We start from the raw sequence: 21090 nt of genomic DNA on the forward strand, positions 1-21090 counted from the left end.
TCACCCTCTTCAATGACGGTCCCGGTCAGCGTCGCGATGGCTCACGGTAACAGCTTCTGTCTCGCTGCTTCCCAACATCTTGCCCAAATATTCCGATATTGCTACCGAACGATGCTTGCCTCCGGTACAGCCGATTCCAATAATAACCTGGCTTTTGCCTTCCTTCCGGTATTGCGGAATCAGGAAATGCAGCATATCCAGCAGCTTGGTCAGAAACGCCTGTGTCTCTGGCCACTTCATAACATATTCGTACACATCACTATTCTGTCCCGTATTCGGTCGCAAATGATCAATATAATGCGGATTCGGTAAAAAACGTACATCAAACACCAGATCAGCATCAATCGGAATGCCATACTTGAATCCAAACGACGTAATATTCACCGACAGCATTTGGCTCTCCAGATGAGAAAAGCGGGATATGATGCGTTCTTTCAGTTGAGCAGGCTTCATTGTACTTGTATTCAGTACCTGAGTCGCAGAGTTTTTGAGTTCCTCCAACATCTTGCGTTCCAGTCGGATGCCGTCCAGCGGCATGCCCTCAGGAGCCAGAGGATGTCTGCGCCTGCTTTCTTTGTAACGCTGAACAAGTACAGAATCTGTAGCATCCAGGAATAAAATCTCGCAATGAATGGTAAAATGATCTTTAATATAGTTCAAAGACTCGGACAGAGCCGTAAAGAATTCACGCCCGCGCAGATCGATAACCAATGCAACCTTACCAATCTTGCCGTTTGACTGTTCAATCAGTTCCGCAAATTTCGGAATCAATACCGGCGGCAGATTATCCACACAGAAGAAACCCAGATCCTCCAGGCTTTGTACTGCAATGGTTTTACCTGCTCCGGACATGCCCGTAATGATAATGAGCGTGGCGCCTGTGCCTGGTGAGCCTTCACCTTCAAGCATAAATGTCCCCTCCTTATCATATTGCTGTCTTCATATATTGTTACGAGGTCACTAGGAACGCAAGAGAAGACCTGCTGCACCCACAATACCTGCATTATTACCAAGTGTAGCTTCCAGAATCTGAACCCCATCTTGCAACGGTTCTGGCGTCAGCTTAGCAAACACAGTACGGATTTCATCAAACAAGAAATTGCCCGCTTTGGATACGCCGCCACCAATAATGAACATCTCCGGGTTAATGACAGCCGCTACAGTAGCCATGGACTTGCCCAGGTAGAAGGCCGCACGATTCACAATGCGCTGTGCCACTTCATCGCCTGCCTTGGCAGCATCAAATACTTCTTTGGCTGCAATCTTGTCGACAAGCGCCAGTGACGTATGATCACCACGTTCTACTGCATCCTTTGCCATACGGATAATACCCGTTGCAGACGATACTGTTTCTACACATCCCATTTTACCACAACCGCATTTAATGGCTTCCAGATCAGGTACAACACTGATATGACCCAGTTCTCCCGCCATACCGGAGAAACCCTGATAGATGTTGCCATTCAAGATCAAGCCTCCGCCAACACCCGTACCGAGTGTATAACATACGCAGTTGTCTACGCCTTTGCCGGCACCTGCCCACACTTCACCCAGTGCAGCCACGTTTGCATCGTTATCTATTTTGATTGGCTTGCCCAGACGTTCTTCCAGAATCGAACGAATGGCCACATTCCGAAATCCGATGTTAGGGGCATGAACGATAATTCCCTCGCGTACATTCGTGAAACCGGCCACTCCAGCACCTACACCCTCAAGCTGTTCCCAACTGTAAGGTGATTCGGCTACGATATGTCGGACATACTTCTCGATGTTGGCGATGACCGTGTCTACGCCCTTATCCACTTCAGTCGGTCCTTCATACGTATGCATTAGCTGACCTTGTTCATCGCATATACCGACCTTGATTGCTGTTCCGCCGAGATCGACCCCAACGTAGATTTTCTCAGACATGCTGCAAGCCACCTTTATCTATCTAAAATAGTTTAAGTCCTACGTACCAACTATAATTGAAGGATACGCCTGGGTCAAGACGATAAGACCTTGCATACATCATGCTTCACCAGGGTTGTGAACCACATCACACACCGTTTTTGAATACGTATACATACTCATTACCTTCATTTATAAACGCACGCTTCATTCCTTCCTCCATAACAGAGGAAGCCTCAACTCATGATATTGCATCTTCACTCGTTCCATTCATAAAAGATGGACTTCGTCCCCTCAGAGTGGTGACTCGTCTTATGCACCCCACCACCTGCCATTCTCAATCAGAAAGTTATCTAATGGCGGTATTGCCAACAAAAAAAGAGCCTTCCATCCACAGGAAGGCTCCCTTACTTTTATGAAAATCTGAAATTGTAGAAATTGGGCTGACTCAGTTGATTTTTCTACGTTATAACTTCGTTTCCACACGTACCGGCTCTTCCGTCTTCTCCATCTTGTTCACATCCAGAATATCGAGCAGGAAGACAAAAATCGGAATACCAATGATCAGTCCCCAGATCCCCAGGAAGTGTTGCGACAGAATTAGTACGATAAAGGTGTAGAACATTGGCAATTTGGTCTTGTGTGCCATCAGTTTTGGATTCAGGAAGTACGTCTCCAAAGCATGAATAACAATAATCATGATGATCACAATAATGCTTAATTTCAGTCCACCCATCTGATACCCAATCAAACAGAGCGGTACAAGTGAGATGATAACCCCCGCAACGGGAACCAGACTGAGCATGAACACCAGAATGGTCAAAGCGAACAGATACGGGAAACCCAGAATCCATAAGCCCAGTATCGTCAGTACCGTATTAAACACCGCAATAAGAAGCTGTGCCTCAATGACTTTACCAAAAGAAGACACGAATTTGTCTCCCAGATAAGCAACTTCATTGTAGAACCATCCAATTTTACTTGTTTTGAACTTGGACGTAAACTTGGATATCTCCTGCTTCTGCAACAAGAAGAACAGACTCAGAATGATGACGAGCAGAATAAACTCCAGCCATTTGCTCAAAGCGAAAATATATTTCAATGCATCATTGGTATAATTTTTAATATCGAAGGATTGAAGATAACCCGCAATTTTGGATGCAAAATTATCACCGTCTGCACTATCCAGAAATTTCATAATCTCATTCGTCAACTGAACGACCTGATCCACGATCCGTGGTGAATATCTGGAAATGCCAAGCACAATGACTGCGATCACAATCATATAGAGTAGGATGACCACAACTTTATAATTGATTGGAAACAACCGATTTAAACCACCTGTAATGAAATGCTGTAACCTGTTCATGACATACGTCACCAGGAACAACAGCAGAATCATGTGCAGCATACTCCCCATACTGAACAAAATTAAACAGAACAAGAGCAGGATCAAAAATCGTCTCACTGTCGCATTCTGTAACCAATCTTTTATCATTTCCCCCAAAATCTTCACCTCACAGCTAATATGCCCTATATGTATACGATCTCATGCCCACTGTAGTTTCAAAAAAAGAGAAGCCTTCCGGCTTCTCTCATTTCATGAGACTTCCCGTTGTCTCTTATTCCCAGCATATGCCTAACCTCACGCATGTAATGCTTATTTATCCAACGTTTCGCTCCAATCATGGACAATGCTTCCTTCAAGGAACTTCTCACAATCCATCGCAGCCATACATCCTGATCCTGCAGCCGTAATAGCTTGACGATACTTCGTATCTTGAACATCGCCACAGGCAAATACACCTGGAATATTGGTCTCCGTTGTTCCGGGTTTAACGACAACATAGCCATGTTCGTCCAGTGCAATCGCATTACCCAGGAATCCGGTATTCGGTGTGTGACCAATGGCAACGAATACGCCATCTGCTTCAAGCAACTCTTCCTGCCCCGTCTCGTTGTTGCGCACTTTCAGCCCTTTGACACCCAAAGCTTCTGGTACGACCTCGAGTGGAGTACGGTTCAGTGCCCACTTTACCTTCTCATTGCTGCGAGCCCGATCCTGCATAATCTTGGATGCACGCAATTCATCCCGGCGGTGAACCAATGTCACGTCTGTTGCAAAACGAGTCAGGAAACTCGCTTCTTCCATCGCGGAGTCTCCACCGCCCACGACCACGATTTTTTTACCTCGGAAGAAGAAGCCGTCACATGTCGCGCATGTACTTACACCACGTCCCACATTTTCCTGCTCACCCGGAATACCGAGATAACGAGCGGAAGCACCTGTAGAGATAATGATTGATTCAGCTTCCAGTTCACCGATTCCTCCAACTTTGACCTTGAAGGGCGGTTTGCTGAAATCAACCTCTTCCACCCAACCGTTTTTGAATTCCGCTCCAAAACGTTCAGCTTGCTTACGCATGTTGTCCATCAGTTCCGGACCCATGATACCTTGCGGGAAACCAGGGAAATTCTCAACTTCCGTTGTCGTCGTCAACTGACCACCTGGCTGAAGACCTTCGATAACCAGTGGTTTCAGATTAGCACGAGCCAGATATATCGCTGCTGTCAGACCCGCAGGTCCCGTTCCGATCACAATCGTTCTGTATTTAGACATATAGATACAGCCTCCTTAATTAAGGTGAGAATGTGTTGTACTAGCGATGAACTTGCCAAGATGATATCCTACAGGCGTTTACGAGGCCCATTCGTTAAGTTTACCCGTTTTCCCGGTTGTTGTATCCTTCACCTGATGATGTCTTTCTGAAAACGAGTTGAAGCGAACTTTCTATACTAGTGGTGGCTTGCTGTTACAAACCGAATGAATCTGTTTAGCATACTTGCTAACCGTTGATGCCGATATCCCATACCGCTCAGCAATGCTTTGATAGGTAACGGGCCGACTGTGATTCTTCGCTGCCAAATATTCAAGTCCTGCTGCCCAACCCTCAATCTGCTTCGTACCCGGAACTTCCGGATGTACCCGGGATACATAATCCGTCCAGAGCCGTTCCATCTCTTGCTGCAACTCAGCCTTTGCTTCAGACATCTGTAACGCACGATCAACAACAGCCTGCCAATGGGAAGTTGATCCAGTGTCAGATTGCCCTGATGTGGATGGAACCTTCCCAATAGACTTCAAGGCTACAGGAGAAAAGGGGCGAACCACCTGAGAATTCCGATCCTCATGTTCAGCCGATTTCAATCCGTTCAGTACAGTTTGTGCTGCCTCAAGCAGATCCTTTTCTTCTCCAGGCTCTTCAATAAAGGATTGCAGAGCCTGTTGCACCTCATAGTCACCGATCATCCCAAGCGCATGAATAACCTGTAGCTTGGTTGCCCGATCACCATGACGCAATGCCCAGAAGAAGGATGAGCGAATCAGTGGATCATTCTTCATTTCTTCAGGTATGCCACTACCGTAGTTCTCCCACTGTCTGAATTGCTCATCAAATGGCAGATGATAGTGATAGCTCAGCTTCTCTGGCTCTTGCTCGCCTTGTTTTACAGCCTCAAGACCTGACAGATAATACCGGGATACTTCGGAACCCGGATCAAGCTTGGACACATGATGCCATAAACGCTCAGCAGCATCATAACGTTCTGTATTATAAGCCGCCACTGCTGCATAGTGAGCAAGTGCCGGATCAGCAGCTGTCTCTTCGTCCTTGAGCAAACGCCGGAAGTGAACATAAGCCGTATCGTGTTGGCCCAGAATTCCCATCGTTGTCGCCAGTTTGTAGACTTGTTCGTGCTGGAAGGGCACGATGACCCGCAATTTTTTGATCAGAAGCAGCACTTGATCAGCCCGGTTCTCATTTTGATGGAAAATGGCCAAATTACAGAGTGCATGCAGATTACCTGGTTCCTGTTCAAGCACTTCGGCAATGGTCTCTTTTGCTTTGGGAAACAGACCCATATAATAGTAGGCGAGTGCCAGATTGTTACGGGCAGCCAAGTAATCAGGATAATCAGAAGACATGCCTTCGAGCAATTCAGCAGCCTGTGCAAATTTTCCTTCTTCCAGCAGTTCCCGTGCCTGATCGTGCTCCACTACACCTTTGCGTGATTTGATTCGATTCAGTTTAGTCGGACGATCCAGCTCATAATACAGAAGCTCCATCATCTCTTCGGCTTCCGTCATGAACTGACCTTGAGTGTCCTCCTCCAGATAGGTAACAAGTGCTTGCTCGGCTTCCTCAAACCGATCCATATTTGCATAATTGTTCGCCATATAAAAATAACATTCCGTCATCGACGGATCTACCACTTCCAGCACGTTAGCCAGAATGGCATTGGAGGCTTCGTAATCCCCCTTCTCCGATAATATACCCGCCATATTACAATGATTTACCGGATTTTCCGGTTCGTATTCAACAGCTTTGCGAAAATATTTTAATGCCTTGTCGACATGATTACGGTCCAGCGAGCGGACAGCTCTTTCAAAGAAGAAAGAAGCATCCAAGTGAATCGGTATAATATTGGCAAGGTGTCCCTCAGCCCGCACTAGCTTGCCCTTCATCTTCCAAGGCACCTCCTCTTTGCATTTCATTCATACTCTTCAGTATACCACATCTTAAGGCCCACTTCTCAATATGTAGTTTCATGTCGTTTATGAAAAAAATGCAAAAGAAGATGATATTCCATTTTGCGGAAACCTATCACCTTGGAGCGTTGTTTATTCAAAGGAAAACCATGTTTACCTAGAGACTCCTACACTCACTTGCCATAGACTCTCTTTGTAGTATTGCATTAGTACATTCTTGTCGGTTACGCGGCGTCTAACTGGATTCGGACCGGTTATAATGAGATGAGTGGCCTATGGTATTATTATCCTTATTGTCCTTTTTAGTAGTTTATCTCCATTAAAAATCAAACAACGTATATTAGCTCTGACGGTCAGCCTCTTTTTCGCGTATGTAATAAAAAATAAATATTTTAAGGGGATGTTATATTGAGGATCTCAAAGATAAAACCACTTATATTCATCTTAATATGCTTGTTTGCTTTGAATGGATGTTCAAAAGATATAGAAAACATAGAAAATAAGTTCACATTAGAGGATGTACTGAGAGCGCTCGAGTCTCAAGAACTGGATTTAGTGTCCTTTGGTATAACCGGGTATCCTTTGAAATTAAATGATGTTGTACCTGAGGTGTACTCCGTTGAGGTGCCCGTGGAAGAAGAACCATATAGCCCTGAATTTATACATTTTTATATTTTCAATTCTGAAAAGGATCGCATCAACGGGACAAAAAAATTCAATAAACACATGGAAAGCGCCCAATTTACAACATTCCCTTTTCTATATGAGAAAGGAAATGTTCTTATCGTTTACTGGAGCAAAACCAAAGATGATCCTCTGTTCACTAAACCAATCGAAACTGCGTTAGAGCAACTGAAATGATAATAGTTCATACATTACTGGACTGAGCTGGACATTGGGAATATCATTTTAGAACGTTAATTGCAGTCATTCGTAAAAAAAGAAGACCGAGCATTTGGGCTCGGTCTTCTAACTGTTATGGCTTAAATATCTAATAAATCTAGATCTTCGACGCCATCGAAGGAGAAAGTGAAATTTGAATGGTTTTATCAAACGGCGTCATGAAATTGACCAGCACAACCTTACACTTGTCCAGCAGTTTTGCCTCACGTACCGTTGCCGCCAGATGCCCCAGCTCGCCCCCGGTGATCTCCAGCCAGTCTTCTCCGCAGGTATAGCGTAATGTACCGCCTTTCCACAAGTAGTGACCCTCACTCGTTTCAATCGCGTCCTCACAGATCAGCTCACCTTCGCTTCCGAATACAAAGGACAACTGCATCATAATGTCCTCCGGTTCCTGTCCAGATAGATGCATGTTCCATCCGTTTTTCGTTGGCTGTAATTCTGCTCCTACACGGAAGGTCTGCTCATGAGTAAGCTGACGACTCTGATGAGGTAACAAGTACCATGGACTGATGGCTGATGCAGCCGATTCTGGCAGCATTTTTGCAGGGATTGGGCCGTAGTAACCTTTTTTCTGCTCACCAGTTAGTCGATACCCTTCGGACAGCCTCGTCATTTGCTGCATAGGTACATACCCTGGATTAAAGTAAGAGGCCAGTTGCACAGCCAGCAGGCGCACCTTGCCATGACGAAGAGCGAAGAAAGAAGGAACTTCTGTCATCACAGTCACACTTGTAGCACCATCCCGAATTCGGGCTACCGGAGCACCAAAATCCGTATGCATCCGACTGTGAGAGATCCGTCCGTGATGCCCTACTGAGTCCATCTGCTCCAGATATTCTCCCCGTACAAAATGTTCATTCAGCATGACCTCATACTGTTCCGGTAATGCATCACGTGTGCCATTCGTCTGCTGAAGCTCCGGCTCAAGCATTAATCGAATGAGCGTATTCACCGAACATACTCCCGGATCGGTCAATGTATCTCCAGCCCAGGCTGCCATACCTGCAAAGAGTGGATCACCGTCCAGCCGAGCCAAAATGGCATAAGGCAGATAATAAGGTGACAGATCATGAACACTGCCCAGATCCTGTCGCCCTGAATAATCCGTAACAATTTCCCCCGTTGGATGGACCAGATACACCATCATGTGGAGATTAAGCCTCACTGGTTCCAGCAGTTCAGGACGATTGAGCAGGCGCGCAGCATGGATTAACATGATGTCGCTAACTGCGCTGTATATCCCGTTGCTCCGTTCTGTCCACTCCCCATCGGGTGTGATATCCATGCCTTCATCCATCCACTGCTCTGCGCGCTGCACAGCTTCCTCCAAATCAAATATTTCATGCAGGAAACCAAGCGCCGCGCATAGCACCCAGCGATGATTAGGCGTATGACAACCTCCCGTAAGCATGGTTGGGATTGTACGTTCCAAGAATAGCCTCATATTGTTTAATACGGGTTGAAGCGGCTCCCATTCTTGCTGCAGAAGAAGCTGATACAACTGTGAATACCCTACAACGACAAATGCAGTATCCGGAGGGGAATGGTAATTGGTCCAGCCAGGCGATATTGAACCGTCTTCATGCTGGAAGCGGAGTACAAATTCCGTAGCTAACAGCAGTCGATTTAACAACGATTCATCCCGGTAATAGATAGAGTCCGGATTGGAGAGCGCAGCTCCCCAGTAACACATATCCGTGGGCGTTCCAGTCGTATGGTTGACCCAGGCAACACCTGTGAAGGGATCAATTGTCCCTCCATAGTAACGGCTTTCCGGGTCAAGCATCTGCCGGGATATGCCTCTTTCTACCGCTCTGTCATTACTGTCCACCAGTTGTTTGTACATGTGCAGTCCCCTCCATACCAATGCATTCTCCCGATGTGCGGAGTATGTTGCTTCAGTGCCTTCAATTCAGACCGGAAGCCTACTCATACCGCCCGTAGGTGAGTTCATTTTTCTCGTCAGAATATATCATATTTCTACAAAAGTCGCTAGAAAATCTGTGCTTGTTTTACTAAATACCCATGTGTCTCCGTCACTGAGGAAACAGTCGTTGAACACACGCTGTGAACATGCAAACTGTTTCCCACATCACCGCGCCTACTCTGTCACTCCAAGCTTCTTCATAAGCAAGTCATGACTCTCATGGATCTCTTCTGCCTTACAGGCAGACTTCAACTCATACACCTTCACCTGTGCCCGGCGAATCATCGGCAGATAGACATCATAGAAGTTCATATCCTTACTGTGTACATACGGGCACCAGTGATCCGAGAGACCAAGTGTCTCATGGATATGGACCCCTACAATATCATCCATCAGGCCTTGCATTTCTCCCACACTGTCATAAAGGCCCATTCGGTCCATCATGATGGCATGACCGGTATCGTACCAGATACCAACCGGAGCCCCTTTGAGGGCCGTGATGATAGTCTTGGCTTCGGCAAGGGTAGGAATCTGTTGTGGTCGCGATCTTGTCTCGATGCCAAAACGAACATCCAGACCTTTAGCTGCCGCCCGATTGCATACCTCATCCAGACTGGCAATAATTTTCTCCACATACCCTGAACTGAGGGCTTCCCGCCGCTCCATCAATTCAGCCCATTTGCTGCGATACTTCGGTGAATCCGGGCCTTCCTCGTTATAGATCTTTCCAAGGTCCTTGCTGATATCCTCAGGAAAAGGTACCTCTCCCGGGTGTACAACAACAGCCTCTCCCCCATAACGTTGGGCATATTCAGCCGACTCTACCAGCAGTTCGATCGCCCGCTTGCGTTTCACTTCATCTTCGAAGCCGAGCAAGATGGAATCCGTACCGTAGTCTGGATCAGGGTCATGCGGAAAAGTGTTGTGGACACTAGAAATTCCGATCTCTCCACGCTCAATCATGGGCTCAATCGTCGTGAGCATTTCCTTCGTCACATTATAATTGAGCTCCACCCGACGAAAGCCGAGATCCGCAATCTCCCGAATCATATCTTCCCCGACATCATGTTTTCGGATATTCCAGCATGTGGAGAACGAATATATACCCTTATCTATGTGCTGCATCTGTTTTCCTTCTCCTCCCTCTGGCTAAACTTTTTACATCAGCCTTAACTCAACCTTTTACCGCGCCAAGCATCGCACCACTGACAAAATACTTTTGCAGCCACGGATAAACGAGTAGAATCGGAACGGTTGCAAAAATAACAGTTGCGGCCTTGAGACTCTCGGGAGTCAATGGCGTACGGTTAGCACCCTCCATCTGGGTAAGCTCGCTGACCATATTGTTCTGTACCATTTGGAATAACTTCAGTTGAAGCGGGTACAGCTTCGGATCATTAATATACATCAGGGAATCCTGGAACCCATTCCAGCGTCCAACCGCATAGAAAAGAGCTAATGTAGCCAGTACAGGCATGGATAGCGGCAATATAATTTTGAATAGCGTGTGTACATGGGAACTGCCGTCAATCTCAGCGGATTCTTCCAGACTTTCAGGAATACCTCTGAAGAAAGAAATCAGGATAATCAGGTTAAACGGACTGACCAGTCCTGGCAGAATCAGTGCCCACACGGAATTAAGTAAGTTCAGGTCACGAATGAGCAAATACTCAGGAATGATCCCGCCACTGAAGAACATCGTAATGATGATGACATACATGAAGAGCTTGCGCCCTTTTAATTTTTTCTTGGTTAACGGGTAAGCAGCTGCCAGTGTGAACACCATGCACAGCACAGTAGTAGCAATGGTCAGAACTGTCGTGTAACCCAGTGAATAGATCATCGACTGATCAGAGAACACCTGAATATACGCATCCCAATTGAATTCTTTCGGGAATATGGTCACTTCTCCTGACGTAATCGCACGGTTAGAACTGAATGAGATCGCGATCGTGTGCAGAAATGGAGCCAGGCAGAATATAACAAACAAGGTGATAAAGGAGATATTAACGATATCAAAAATCCGGTTTGAGGTGCGTTCACTCATATGCGCACAGCTCCTTTACTGATGGTCTATACAAACAAGCCGATTGGCGTCTCTTCCGTTCATCCACAACCTACAAAATACCTTCACCGGTTGCTTTCTTCGAAATATAGTTAGATCCTAGCACGAATATGAGTCCCACCACTGCTTGGAACAGTCCGACGACAGTTGCCAGCGTGTATTGTCCTGATTCAAGACCAACTCTGTATACAAAGGTACTGAGTACATCGGAATATTCACGCACGGCCGTATTACCAATGATATAAGGCCGATCAAAACCGATGCTGACCATATGTCCAAGATTGAGAATAAGCAAGGTCACGATGGTTGGTTTAATACTTGGCAATGTAATATGCCAGATTCTCTTCAGCCGCGATGCTCCATCGATCTCAGCTGCTTCAAACAATTCCTTGTTGACGCCGGTTAATGCGGCCAGATATAGAATGGTTCCCCATCCTGCACTTTGCCAGACACCTGTGAAGAGATACGTCACAAGCCATGGATTTTTTTCTGTCAAAAATGGTATTGAATTTAAGCCCATGCTTTCCAGTACACCGTTAACCATACCGGATTGATTACCGAACAATTGGTACACAATTCCCCCGATGATTACCCATGAGATAAAGTGAGGAATGTACAATATCGTTTGTGAGATTTTTTTGAACCATTTGAATCGAACTTCATAAAGCATGATCGCCAGAATAATAGGAGCTGGAAATGAAACGACCAGATCAAGAAAATTCAGCATAAAGGTGTTGCGCAATGTCGTGTAGAAGTCCCGCATTCCAAATACTTCGCGAAAAGCATCAAAACCGATCCACTCACTGCCGCTGATTCCCTGAAACAGGTTAAAGTCCTTAAAGGCGATCTGTACACCGTACATCGGTCCATAACGAAAGATTAAAAAGTAGATAATGGGCAGTGAAATCAGAGCGTATAATTGCCAATACCTCTTCAAGTATGTGGTGGTCAAGTCGGTTTCCTCCTATCAACAAGGAAACGGCTGTGCCGCCAGTCCGGCGGCACACGTTCCTTTCTAGTTAAGCCGTAGTATGGGTATCTGTCTTGGATTGAAATGTGGAGCTACTTAATTTGCAGGAAGTGCCTGAACTGCTTCTTCAAGTTCTTTTTTCAGTTCAGTACCACCCAGAGACATGAAATCAGCCATTTCTTTTTCATATACCGCATCGAATTCTGCTGGCTTAGCCATCGCTGTTTTTACGATAATGACATTTAATTTGTCTTTGAGAGCTGTGCTGTACTTCATCTCTGCCTCAATCGGTTTGTCGAAAATGATTGGTCCTACCGTATCGGTGTTAGCAATATCAATGGATTGTTTCAGCATCTCCTGATTATTTTGCGGGAAGCCCATAATCCATGCCTTTTCATTCGTCGCTTGATCACCAATGTTTTTACCGTTCGAGATAATGGCTGTATCCCCTGCGTTAAACAGACGATCCTGCGCTTCCTGGGATGCATCCTCTTTCACTACCGGAATGCCGTCTACCAGATCATAGTTCTCGCCTTCCACACCACTGTAGATATCAATCAGATTGTTGTCAGATGCCATCCAGTCGAGATATTTGATCGCTTCGACAGAACGTTTGCTGCTCTTCGGAATCATAATGTACATACCATTTGTTCCGTAGCGTGACTTGATGTGTTTGTTGTCTGCATTTGGATTGGTGTATACATCAACCGGCAACACTTCACTGCCACTCACATTTTTATGCAAGTTATCCAGTGTGCCATCTCCGTAGAACATGGCATCCACATCTTCAGACCAGTAACCTACGTTACCGTTTTGAATGTCTTTCCCTAACTGCGTTTTGTCTTCATCCAAACTGAAGTCTTTGCTGATCAGACCTTCGTTGTACAGTTTGTTCAGGAACTGCATCGATTCTTTGAATCCTTCATGCAGCGGCAATTCATACCTTTGACCATAAGTCAGATCGCCACTAACTGGCTTGATGAATGAGTAGATGAGCGTTTCGAATTGAGCTGGTGCAAGAGCCATACCCATTGGGATATTTTTGCTTCCGAGTCCACCAGGATCTTTATCCTTGAACGCTTTCAAAGTTGTATATAATTCATCCGTGGTCTTCGGCGCTGGTAATCCCAGCTTATCGAGCCAATCCTGACGAATGTAAGAACTGTATCGGCCTGTGATAGCACGTTTACCCGGAACAGCAAACTGTTGTCCTTCCACTTGCCCAAACTTCAAAGTATCTTCACCCAGGAACTTCTTCAGGTTCGGACCGTGCTGATCAATCAACTCTCCAACATCAGTCAATCCACCCTGCTGGGCATACCGATAAAACACGCTTGAGTCATAAACAAAGACAATATCAGGGACATCCGTATTGCTAGCCATCAGGACGTTCAGCTTGGTAACTTCCTCAGAACGCTGAACGGGTACAAACTGTACATCAATATTGTTGGGATCACCGAACTTCTCCTGAATCATTTTAGATAGATAGTTGTTCGTAATTGTGTATGGTGAAGGACTGTTACCACGGTCAAAAATCTCCACCTTTAAAGTAACGCGCTCGCCATTGCCTGATGTTCCGCCTTCAGCTGATTCTTTTGATGCTGATGAGCATCCCGCAAGTAAAGAAACGCCCATTACCATCGTAAGCGCCAAACCCATCCATTTCTTTAGACTCCCTTTGGTTGCTTTGCTTCTCATTTTGTCATCCCCTTTGGCTTTGCGTGAATGTTTAAAGCTTGCCCAGAGTATTTCACATTTTTCCGTCATCCTGCAATAAACCTCTTTCGGAAGCGCTTACAAAAGGATTATGGTTTATATGTTAAGCCTATTTTCGCAGACTGATTTTTTTCCCAAAGCTGCGCTGCTCTAGGCTTTGACGGCACTCTTCGCCTCAAGGATCAGAACTGCCTGTCCCAAGTCGGATAAACCATTTTCACACACTGCCTATATTCGTAAACGGGAAAAAACAGGAATACTAGCTTGTTATCCTGCGAAAACAGTTGCATCCGATCTCAGTATAAGAGTATTGTTCAACGAAAACAGGGCGAACCTCTGCAAGCCTCTCTCTCCTAAGTGGAAAGTGACTGCATGAAATTCACCCTGTGTTGTCCTGATGTACAGATCTCAGAATATGATCACTTTTGCTTTACTCTTCGGGTTCTCGATGTTCACGTTTCAAACGACGATAATCTCCTGGTGTAATGCCCGTTACCCGCTTAAATACACGTCCCAACGTAATTCCATTTGCATATCCAACCTTTAGAGCAATATCCTGCAAAGAGTAATCGGTATTGAGCAGAAGCTGCTCCGTCTCCTTCATGCGAAGCTCTGTAACAAAATCAACAAACTTCATGTTGAATTCTGTCTTGAACAAATAACTCGCATGTTTGCCCGTAATCTGGAATCGATCGCTCAGATGTTTCAATGAAAGATCAGGATTCGCAAACTGTTCTTCGATATAATTTTTCATTTCATTAACCATGGCTTTGTAACTCTTGGTTTCCGTTACCGCTACGTACGTTCTGAACAAGTCTGTCAGACCATCAAACAAAAGACTTTTCACATCCGTAAGCGTCTCCGCCTCTTCTACAGCACTCAACCATCTGTTGATGTTTTCTTCGGACAGCTCTTCCTGGAGTCCCTCCGACATCATGGCCACCTCTCGACTGAGCATCTGTAACATGGCCTGAATCAGAGAACGAATCTCATCATCCGGCAGTTTGTTCTGTTCAAACGCTGTAAAGATCTCCTCCAACTGTTCCCGCCACTGTCCACTCGACATCCGGAACCGCTTAACAAAGTCCGCAATCATCTGCAGATAGGTATAGGTATCCAGCAAAGGATGCTGTGTTTCACCGCAGTCGGCTTGACCGACATCTCCATTCATCAACAGTTTACGTTGCATTACTGCTTCTGCGGCCGCATAGGAATCTCGTATTGTACCGATTCCCTGAGCGATAGGTCCAATGCCAAAGCTTAAGGAAATGCGTAGATTTTGTTCTACCCAAGATTTGCATTCCTCAGCTACAACACGAATCTGCCCAGACATATCCAAGTTGTTATCATTCTGTTCTTTGAACACAAAAAGGATTGCAATTCGATCCACACTAATCCATTCCGTCCAGCATTGGACTCCCGTATTACGTGACAGCTCTTGCAAAACGTTCATCAAGGCAAATTTCAGCGTATTTTGTTCACCTCTCGTGTACCTCTCCTGAAATCCCTTCTCATAACGGTTAATCTCTCCAACAACAACAACAAAACGCGACGAGTCATGCACATCATTCAGTGGAGAGAGCTCTTTTAATTGCTCTGCTGCATTTTCCATGTGTTCACCATGCAACAGGGCATTGAACAACTTGCTGCGCTGCATGAGTACATTTTCCCTGCTTTTCTTGTCATAATCCATCATATGATTAATCAGATTCTCAAGCACACCGTCAATCATCTTCATCTCATCCGTGCGAGCACCTGAGTGTTCGAACGCCCGAATCTGATGAGACTCAATGCGGTTCATGATGATCTGAATGGGTTTATAGTTACGGCGAGTAATATACACGATATATACAATCGCACAGATGACAGTCACAATAGCAATGATTACCCACACATAAGATATGACCGATACCCAGCCAAATAAGTTGCCGGCCTTAATTCCACTGGATATTGTCCAGCCCAGTCTTTCTAGCGCTAGCCTATTCAGTTCCTGACCGTCTATCGAGCCCTCTTGGTCCGAATGTGCATTATACACAACCTTACCGTCCCGATCCGTAATCGTAAGGAATGAGAGCTGACCATTAACCATACTATCTACACTCTGTTCAATGCTGCTCATCTTGATATTAATGACCAATGTGCCCTGAGAGCCAAAAGGCAAAGGCATGTCCTTGTTCACGGTTAATACGCGAATAGGGGTACGTTGAACAGAGTCCGCATCGAATTCCCGGACCGGCTGCCAGCCTGAACCGATAGACCCGTTACCCATCTGATCAATCCATGCCTTATCCGAGAAACCTTCCACTTCTCTGGAACCACTTACGGTCAGAACATGTTTATTTCGCTTGTCATATAGATAGATGGACTGAATCCATGAGGACGAATTGGATAACTCACGTAAATTCTGCGCAATTGCATACACCGTGTCCGAGCTGGTCAGGTTTGTGTTATTAAAATAGAGTTTGTATGCCTGCTGACTCTGTACCGTTTCCAGGATGGATAGTTCAATATCCCTGATTGTGCGATCCACCGTGTCTATCATATAACTGGAGGAAATCCGGTCTGCTTTTTTAGTTTCCTCTTTAGAGATGTCATTGATGAAAACAAACGCGATGAAAATGAGTATGGTCACCGTAAGAAAAAAAATTGGGAAGTACGAGAACAATAACCGATAGTACCAATTACGAGACAATAGACCCCACTCCTCACTCCACGATGCCAATGTTCTCAGCCGTGGTTCTACTGTTCAGCATCCATCTCACCTTAGGGGCTGAATACTATATGATAACGCTATCATAACTGATTTTATGTTATTATAGCACAAGCCTCTGAGCAGCAAAGCAAGAATTGAATTCAAAGAGCCAAAACAAAAAAACCGTGCTGAGCAGACAACAACTCAGACACGGAACAGTTCATCTGGCAGCACACCGTTATATCTTCGATGCTCTAAATACCAGAATCCTTAAACAATGTGGCCATGGAGCCACCATCCACAATAATGCGTACGGCGCGGGCCAGCATTGGCGCAACAGGTAACACTTTGAAGCATTCAGGGTGGTCATCTGGCAGTGCGATCGAGTCCGTAACGACCACCTCTTCAATGGACGGGTGATTCAATTTACTTACTGCCCCATCCGAGAACAATCCGTGTGTTGCACATACATATACATTTTTGGAGCCACGTTCCTTCAACCCTTCCACAACATTCAGAATGGTTGTTCCAGTATCGATCAGATCCTCAATAATAATAGGTGTCCGTCCTTCTACATCACCAATGACATGGGTAATCACCGATTCATTATGGCTTGGACGTTTCTTGATCATAATGGCAAATGGAGAATCCAGACGGTTCGCCAGCTTCTCTGCCATCGATGCTCGTCCCGCATCCGGGGAGACGACAACAGGGTTCTTGATTCCTTTGCTTAACAGATAATCACTAATCAGATCCAGTGATGTCATATGGTCAACCGGAATGTTGAAGAATCCCTGAATGGCCGCTGCGTGCAGGTCGATCGTTACCACTCGATTGGCGCCAGCCGTAGTTAATACATCTGCTACCATCTTGGCCGAGATCGGTTCCCGTGGTGCGGATTTGCGCTCTTGACGAGCATAGCCGTAATACGGAACAATGATGTTCACAGTGCGCGCTGAAGCCCTCTTTGCAGCATCAATCATCACAAGCAACTCGACAAACAGCTCATTGATCGGATGAGACAACGACTGTACCAGAAACACATCACAATTACGGATCGTTTCTTCATAATGAACGTATATTTCTCCGCTCTTGAACCTGGACAGCTTGATCTTGCCCAGTTGTACACCCAGCTTGTCACATACCTGTTCTGCCAGCTTAGGGTTCGATGAACCGGAAAAAATACGTAACGAATGCTGCATAATGCCCTCCCGAGGGTTGAAGTCCCTATATAATCCCTTAGCTAAAAGGTTATTTCCTACCCTCATTATACTCCAATGGCTTATACATTTAAAGGAATGAACGAGCGATGACGGCCTTCAAAAACAGCGACTTCCGTACAGCCCAACTCATGTAAAAGTGCTTCAGCTTCAGGCAAATAATCGCCCAGCTTCAGTGGGTCATGTGCATCAGAGCCCATGGTTAATGGAATACCCAAGCGAATGGCTTCTGTCAGCATTCTGCGACTAGGGAACATCTCGGCACAAGGCTTCGATATCCCGGAAGCATTCAGCTCCATGGCGCAACCACTTTTGGCAATAGCCTGCAGCGCTGCGTTCTCCAGTGAGATACGTTCTTCTGTCTGCTCCGTTGAAGGAACATAGCCAAACCGTTTAATGACATCCGTATGGCCCATAATATCGTACATGCCCGTGGCGGCTGCCTTGCTTACGGCATCGTAGTACTGACGATATACTTCAAGGATGTCTTTGCCCTCCCAGTGATGGGTCTGGCGGAAATCCGTAATGTCCCATTCCCCAAGAAAATGCACAGAGCCAATCACATAATCCCATGGATAACGCTCAATGATTGCACGGATCTCTGTTTCCCAGCCTTCGATATAGTCACCTTCCAGACCAACACGTACGTCAATCTGCCCACGGTAACGTTCTTTCAGGGAGAAACACTCCTCTACGTAACGCGGCAGTTCATCCATAGGCATCGCCATTTCCGGATAATATTGAGCCGGATCGACATGCAACAAGGGCATGTGATCGGACAATCCAATCTGGGATAGTCCGATCTCCACACCACGCTGCACGTACTCTTCCAGTTTGCCCACGGCATGTCCACACCGCTCATGGTGTGTATGATAGTCTATACGCACGAAACTCGCCTCCTTAATCGCGGCGAGGCCGTTCATGACGGCGGCTCAGCTCTGACATAATGTCGTCCAGCGGTAGCTTGCGCTCTTGTAACAGGACGAGCAGGTGATACATCAGGTCACTGACTTCCAGACGAAGCTCGTCATTATCTTTATTTTTGGCGGCGATGATCGTCTCGGACGCTTCTTCACCGATTTTTTTCAGTATTTTGTCTACACCTTTATCAAACAGATACGTTGTATATGCACCCTCAGGACGCTCACGTTCACGCTCTGCAATAACGGATTCCAGTTCAGCCAATACCTCAAAGCGACTTTCGGAACCGGAACTTGCAGAAGCAGATGCCGCACCCGCTTCATCCGAAGCCTTGTCTGCCGATTTCTCTGGCAAACCAATGATTTCATTATGGAAACAAGTTACCGCCCCTGTATGGCAAGCCGGACCGTTCGGTTTCACCTCAACCAACAAGGTATCGCCGTCACAATCATATTTTAGGGAAGTAATCGTCTGCACGTTGCCAGATGTTGCTCCTTTATGCCACAACTCCTGACGCGAGCGTGACCAGAACCAGGTCTCACCGGATTCCAGCGACAACTTCAGAGATTCGCGATTCATATAAGCCATCATTAAAACTTCACGGGTATCTACATCCTGCACAATGGCAGGAACCAAACCTTCACTCCAACGAATGTGTTCCACAACCTGTTCCAAGGATAACTGTTCCTTGATTTCATCGCTCACTTTAGTCACGGATCTCCACCCCTTGTTCTCTCAAATGTTGTTTTAACGCCGGTATGGCGATTTCTTTGTAATGGAAAATCGTTGCGGCCAGCCCTGCGTCCGCTTTGCCTGTGGTAAATACATCATAGAAATGAGATTCCTTGCCCGCACCGCCCGATGCGATGACTGGAATACGCACAGATTCGGATACCGCTGCCGTCAGCTTCAGATCAAAGCCGTCTTTTGTTCCGTCCGCGTCCATACTTGTGAGCAGAATCTCCCCCGCGCCCAAGCTCTCAGCCTGTTTAACCCATTCCAGCGCCTTGATCCCGGAGGGTTTCCGTCCACCATGGGTATAGACTTCCCACTCGCCCCAAGCTTCGTTATACTTGGCATCGATCGCTACCACGATACACTGCGAGCCAAAGCGACGTGCACCATCTGCAATCAACTGCGGATTAAGTACCGCGGCTGTATTCACTGCAATTTTATCCGCTCCTGCACGGAGAATCCGCTTCATGTCCTCTACCTTGGAGATGCCACCACCTACCGTAAAGGGAATAGCGATCTCGCCCGCCGTCTGCCGCACGACTTCTTCCATCGTTTCGCGACCTTCTACCGAAGCGGAGATATCGAGAAAGACCAATTCGTCCGCGCCCTCGCGGTCATATAGTGCCGCCAGCTCTACCGGATCACCCGCATCGCGGAGATTAACGAAGTTGACGCCTTTGACGACCCGGCCGTCTTTCACGTCCAGACAGGGGATGATTCTTTTTGCCAGCATGCTACCTCTTCCTCTCTATCCGAATATCCCTTACTTATTGACCGCACGTACTGCTTCAGACAGATCGATGCTTCCCGTATACAGTGCTTTACCCACAATTGCTCCACCAACACCATCATCCGCGTGGCGACTCAGACGAAGCAGATCATCCATTACACTCACACCGCCTGAAGCAATAACCGTCCGTCCGCTTGCCTTAGCTAGAGACACAATCGCTTCCACATTAGGACCCTGCATCATGCCATCACGGGAAATATCCGTAAAGATAAATGTTTCTGCTCCATATGCCGCCAGTTCCTTCGCGAGCACCTCTGCTTGCACTTCCGATGTTTCAAGCCAACCGCGAGTTGCCACGTAACCGTTACGAGCGTCGATGCCAATTGCCACTTTGTCGCCATAACGTCCCAGTACTTCCTCTGTAAATGCACGATCCTCAATCGCTGCTGTTCCAATGATCAGCCGGCTAACACCCAGACCCAGCAAACGTTCTACATCAGCTACCGTACGAAGTCCGCCACCTACCTGAACAGGTACGTTCACAGCCGAGGCAATCCGCCCGATCAGCTCATCGTTAACAGGATGACCCGCTTTCGCACCATCCAGATCGACCAGATGAACGTATGTACCGCCTTGCTTCTCCCAGGATAGAGCCACTTGAACCGGGTCATCGTTATACACGGTCTCCTGATTATAATCTCCCTGCACCAGTCTTACACATTTGCCGTCCCGGATATCAATCGCCGGATATAGGATAAAAGATGACATA

17 protein-coding genes are annotated in these 21090 nt (G+C 46.4%); 1 reads left to right on the forward strand and 16 read right to left on the reverse strand.

Features of this window, described 5'->3' with window-relative positions:
• Positions 1 to 9 precede the first annotated feature (9 nt).
• The 5 genes from rapZ to ACDJ59_RS25190 all read right to left on the reverse strand — a co-directional run bounded on the left by rapZ (position 10) and on the right by ACDJ59_RS25190 (position 6415).
• Positions 10 to 909 (reverse strand): RNase adapter RapZ, encoded by a 900-nt coding sequence (rapZ, locus tag ACDJ59_RS25170; RefSeq protein ID WP_017691251.1) that lies wholly within the window; start codon positions 907 to 909, stop codon positions 10 to 12.
• A 51-nt stretch (positions 910 to 960) separates the two neighbouring features.
• Positions 961 to 1911 carry an ROK family glucokinase gene (locus tag ACDJ59_RS25175; RefSeq protein ID WP_017691252.1) on the reverse strand — a complete coding sequence of 317 codons (951 nt, stop codon included), beginning with the start codon at positions 1909 to 1911 and terminating at the stop codon, positions 961 to 963.
• Positions 1912 to 2356: 445 nt separating this feature from the next.
• Positions 2357 to 3388 carry an AI-2E family transporter gene (locus ACDJ59_RS25180; protein ID WP_036616412.1) on the reverse strand — a complete coding sequence of 344 codons (1032 nt, stop codon included), beginning with the start codon at positions 3386 to 3388 and terminating at the stop codon, positions 2357 to 2359.
• Between the two features lie 162 nt (positions 3389 to 3550).
• Positions 3551 to 4510: a thioredoxin-disulfide reductase gene (gene trxB / locus ACDJ59_RS25185; RefSeq protein WP_036674745.1), complete on the reverse strand. Its 960-nt coding sequence runs from the start codon at positions 4508 to 4510 to the stop codon at positions 3551 to 3553.
• 171 nt (positions 4511 to 4681) lie between these two features.
• Positions 4682 to 6415 (reverse strand): tetratricopeptide repeat protein, encoded by a 1734-nt coding sequence (locus ACDJ59_RS25190; protein WP_413409913.1) that lies wholly within the window; start codon positions 6413 to 6415, stop codon positions 4682 to 4684.
• Positions 6416 to 6892: 477 nt separating this feature from the next.
• Between ACDJ59_RS25190 and ACDJ59_RS25195 the strand changes: the two genes are divergently transcribed.
• Positions 6893 to 7300 (forward strand): hypothetical protein, encoded by a 408-nt coding sequence (locus tag ACDJ59_RS25195; RefSeq protein ID WP_413406605.1) that lies wholly within the window; start codon positions 6893 to 6895, stop codon positions 7298 to 7300.
• Between the two features lie 139 nt (positions 7301 to 7439).
• On the opposite strand, the gene ACDJ59_RS25200 is transcribed toward ACDJ59_RS25195, so the two are convergent.
• From ACDJ59_RS25200 to hisA, 11 genes are all read right to left on the reverse strand, one after another.
• Positions 7440 to 9191, reverse strand: a complete 1752-nt coding sequence (locus ACDJ59_RS25200) for a hypothetical protein (protein ID WP_413406606.1) — start codon at positions 9189 to 9191, stop codon at positions 7440 to 7442.
• A 255-nt stretch (positions 9192 to 9446) separates the two neighbouring features.
• Complete coding sequence (locus ACDJ59_RS25205; RefSeq protein ID WP_413406607.1) at positions 9447 to 10397, reverse strand: sugar phosphate isomerase/epimerase family protein; 951 nt, start codon at positions 10395 to 10397, stop codon at positions 9447 to 9449.
• A gap of 49 nt (positions 10398 to 10446) precedes the next feature.
• Entirely contained in the window at positions 10447 to 11319 is an 873-nt protein-coding gene (locus tag ACDJ59_RS25210) for a carbohydrate ABC transporter permease (RefSeq protein ID WP_036616194.1), read from the reverse strand.
• Between the two features lie 70 nt (positions 11320 to 11389).
• Entirely contained in the window at positions 11390 to 12289 is a 900-nt protein-coding gene (locus tag ACDJ59_RS25215; RefSeq protein WP_036616191.1) for an ABC transporter permease, read from the reverse strand.
• A 114-nt stretch (positions 12290 to 12403) separates the two neighbouring features.
• Complete coding sequence (locus tag ACDJ59_RS25220; RefSeq protein ID WP_047841539.1) at positions 12404 to 14005, reverse strand: extracellular solute-binding protein; 1602 nt, start codon at positions 14003 to 14005, stop codon at positions 12404 to 12406.
• A 448-nt stretch (positions 14006 to 14453) separates the two neighbouring features.
• Positions 14454 to 16715 carry a helix-turn-helix domain-containing protein gene (locus ACDJ59_RS25225; RefSeq protein ID WP_413406608.1) on the reverse strand — a complete coding sequence of 754 codons (2262 nt, stop codon included), beginning with the start codon at positions 16713 to 16715 and terminating at the stop codon, positions 14454 to 14456.
• A gap of 254 nt (positions 16716 to 16969) precedes the next feature.
• Complete coding sequence (locus ACDJ59_RS25230) at positions 16970 to 17917, reverse strand: ribose-phosphate diphosphokinase (protein ID WP_405158265.1); 948 nt, start codon at positions 17915 to 17917, stop codon at positions 16970 to 16972.
• 80 nt (positions 17918 to 17997) lie between these two features.
• Complete coding sequence (gene hisJ / locus ACDJ59_RS25235) at positions 17998 to 18822, reverse strand: histidinol-phosphatase HisJ (RefSeq protein ID WP_047841451.1); 825 nt, start codon at positions 18820 to 18822, stop codon at positions 17998 to 18000.
• A 13-nt stretch (positions 18823 to 18835) separates the two neighbouring features.
• On the reverse strand, positions 18836 to 19570 hold the full coding sequence (gene hisIE, locus ACDJ59_RS25240) for a bifunctional phosphoribosyl-AMP cyclohydrolase/phosphoribosyl-ATP diphosphatase HisIE (protein WP_370739117.1): 735 nt from the start codon (positions 19568 to 19570) through the stop codon (positions 18836 to 18838).
• The gene (gene hisF / locus ACDJ59_RS25245; RefSeq protein WP_413406609.1) at positions 19563 to 20324 is read right to left on the reverse strand and encodes an imidazole glycerol phosphate synthase subunit HisF; all 762 of its coding nucleotides are present in this window, start codon (positions 20322 to 20324) and stop codon (positions 19563 to 19565) included. The genes hisIE and hisF overlap by 8 nt, the downstream gene beginning before the upstream one ends.
• A 30-nt stretch (positions 20325 to 20354) precedes the next feature.
• Entirely contained in the window at positions 20355 to 21089 is a 735-nt protein-coding gene (hisA, locus tag ACDJ59_RS25250; RefSeq protein WP_047841450.1) for a 1-(5-phosphoribosyl)-5-[(5-phosphoribosylamino)methylideneamino]imidazole-4-carboxamide isomerase, read from the reverse strand.
• Position 21090 lies beyond the last annotated feature (1 nt).

Origin of the sequence: Paenibacillus amylolyticus (assembly GCF_047302515.1) — a bacterium.
In the GTDB taxonomy this organism is placed as follows: domain Bacteria; phylum Bacillota; class Bacilli; order Paenibacillales; family Paenibacillaceae; genus Paenibacillus; species Paenibacillus amylolyticus_G.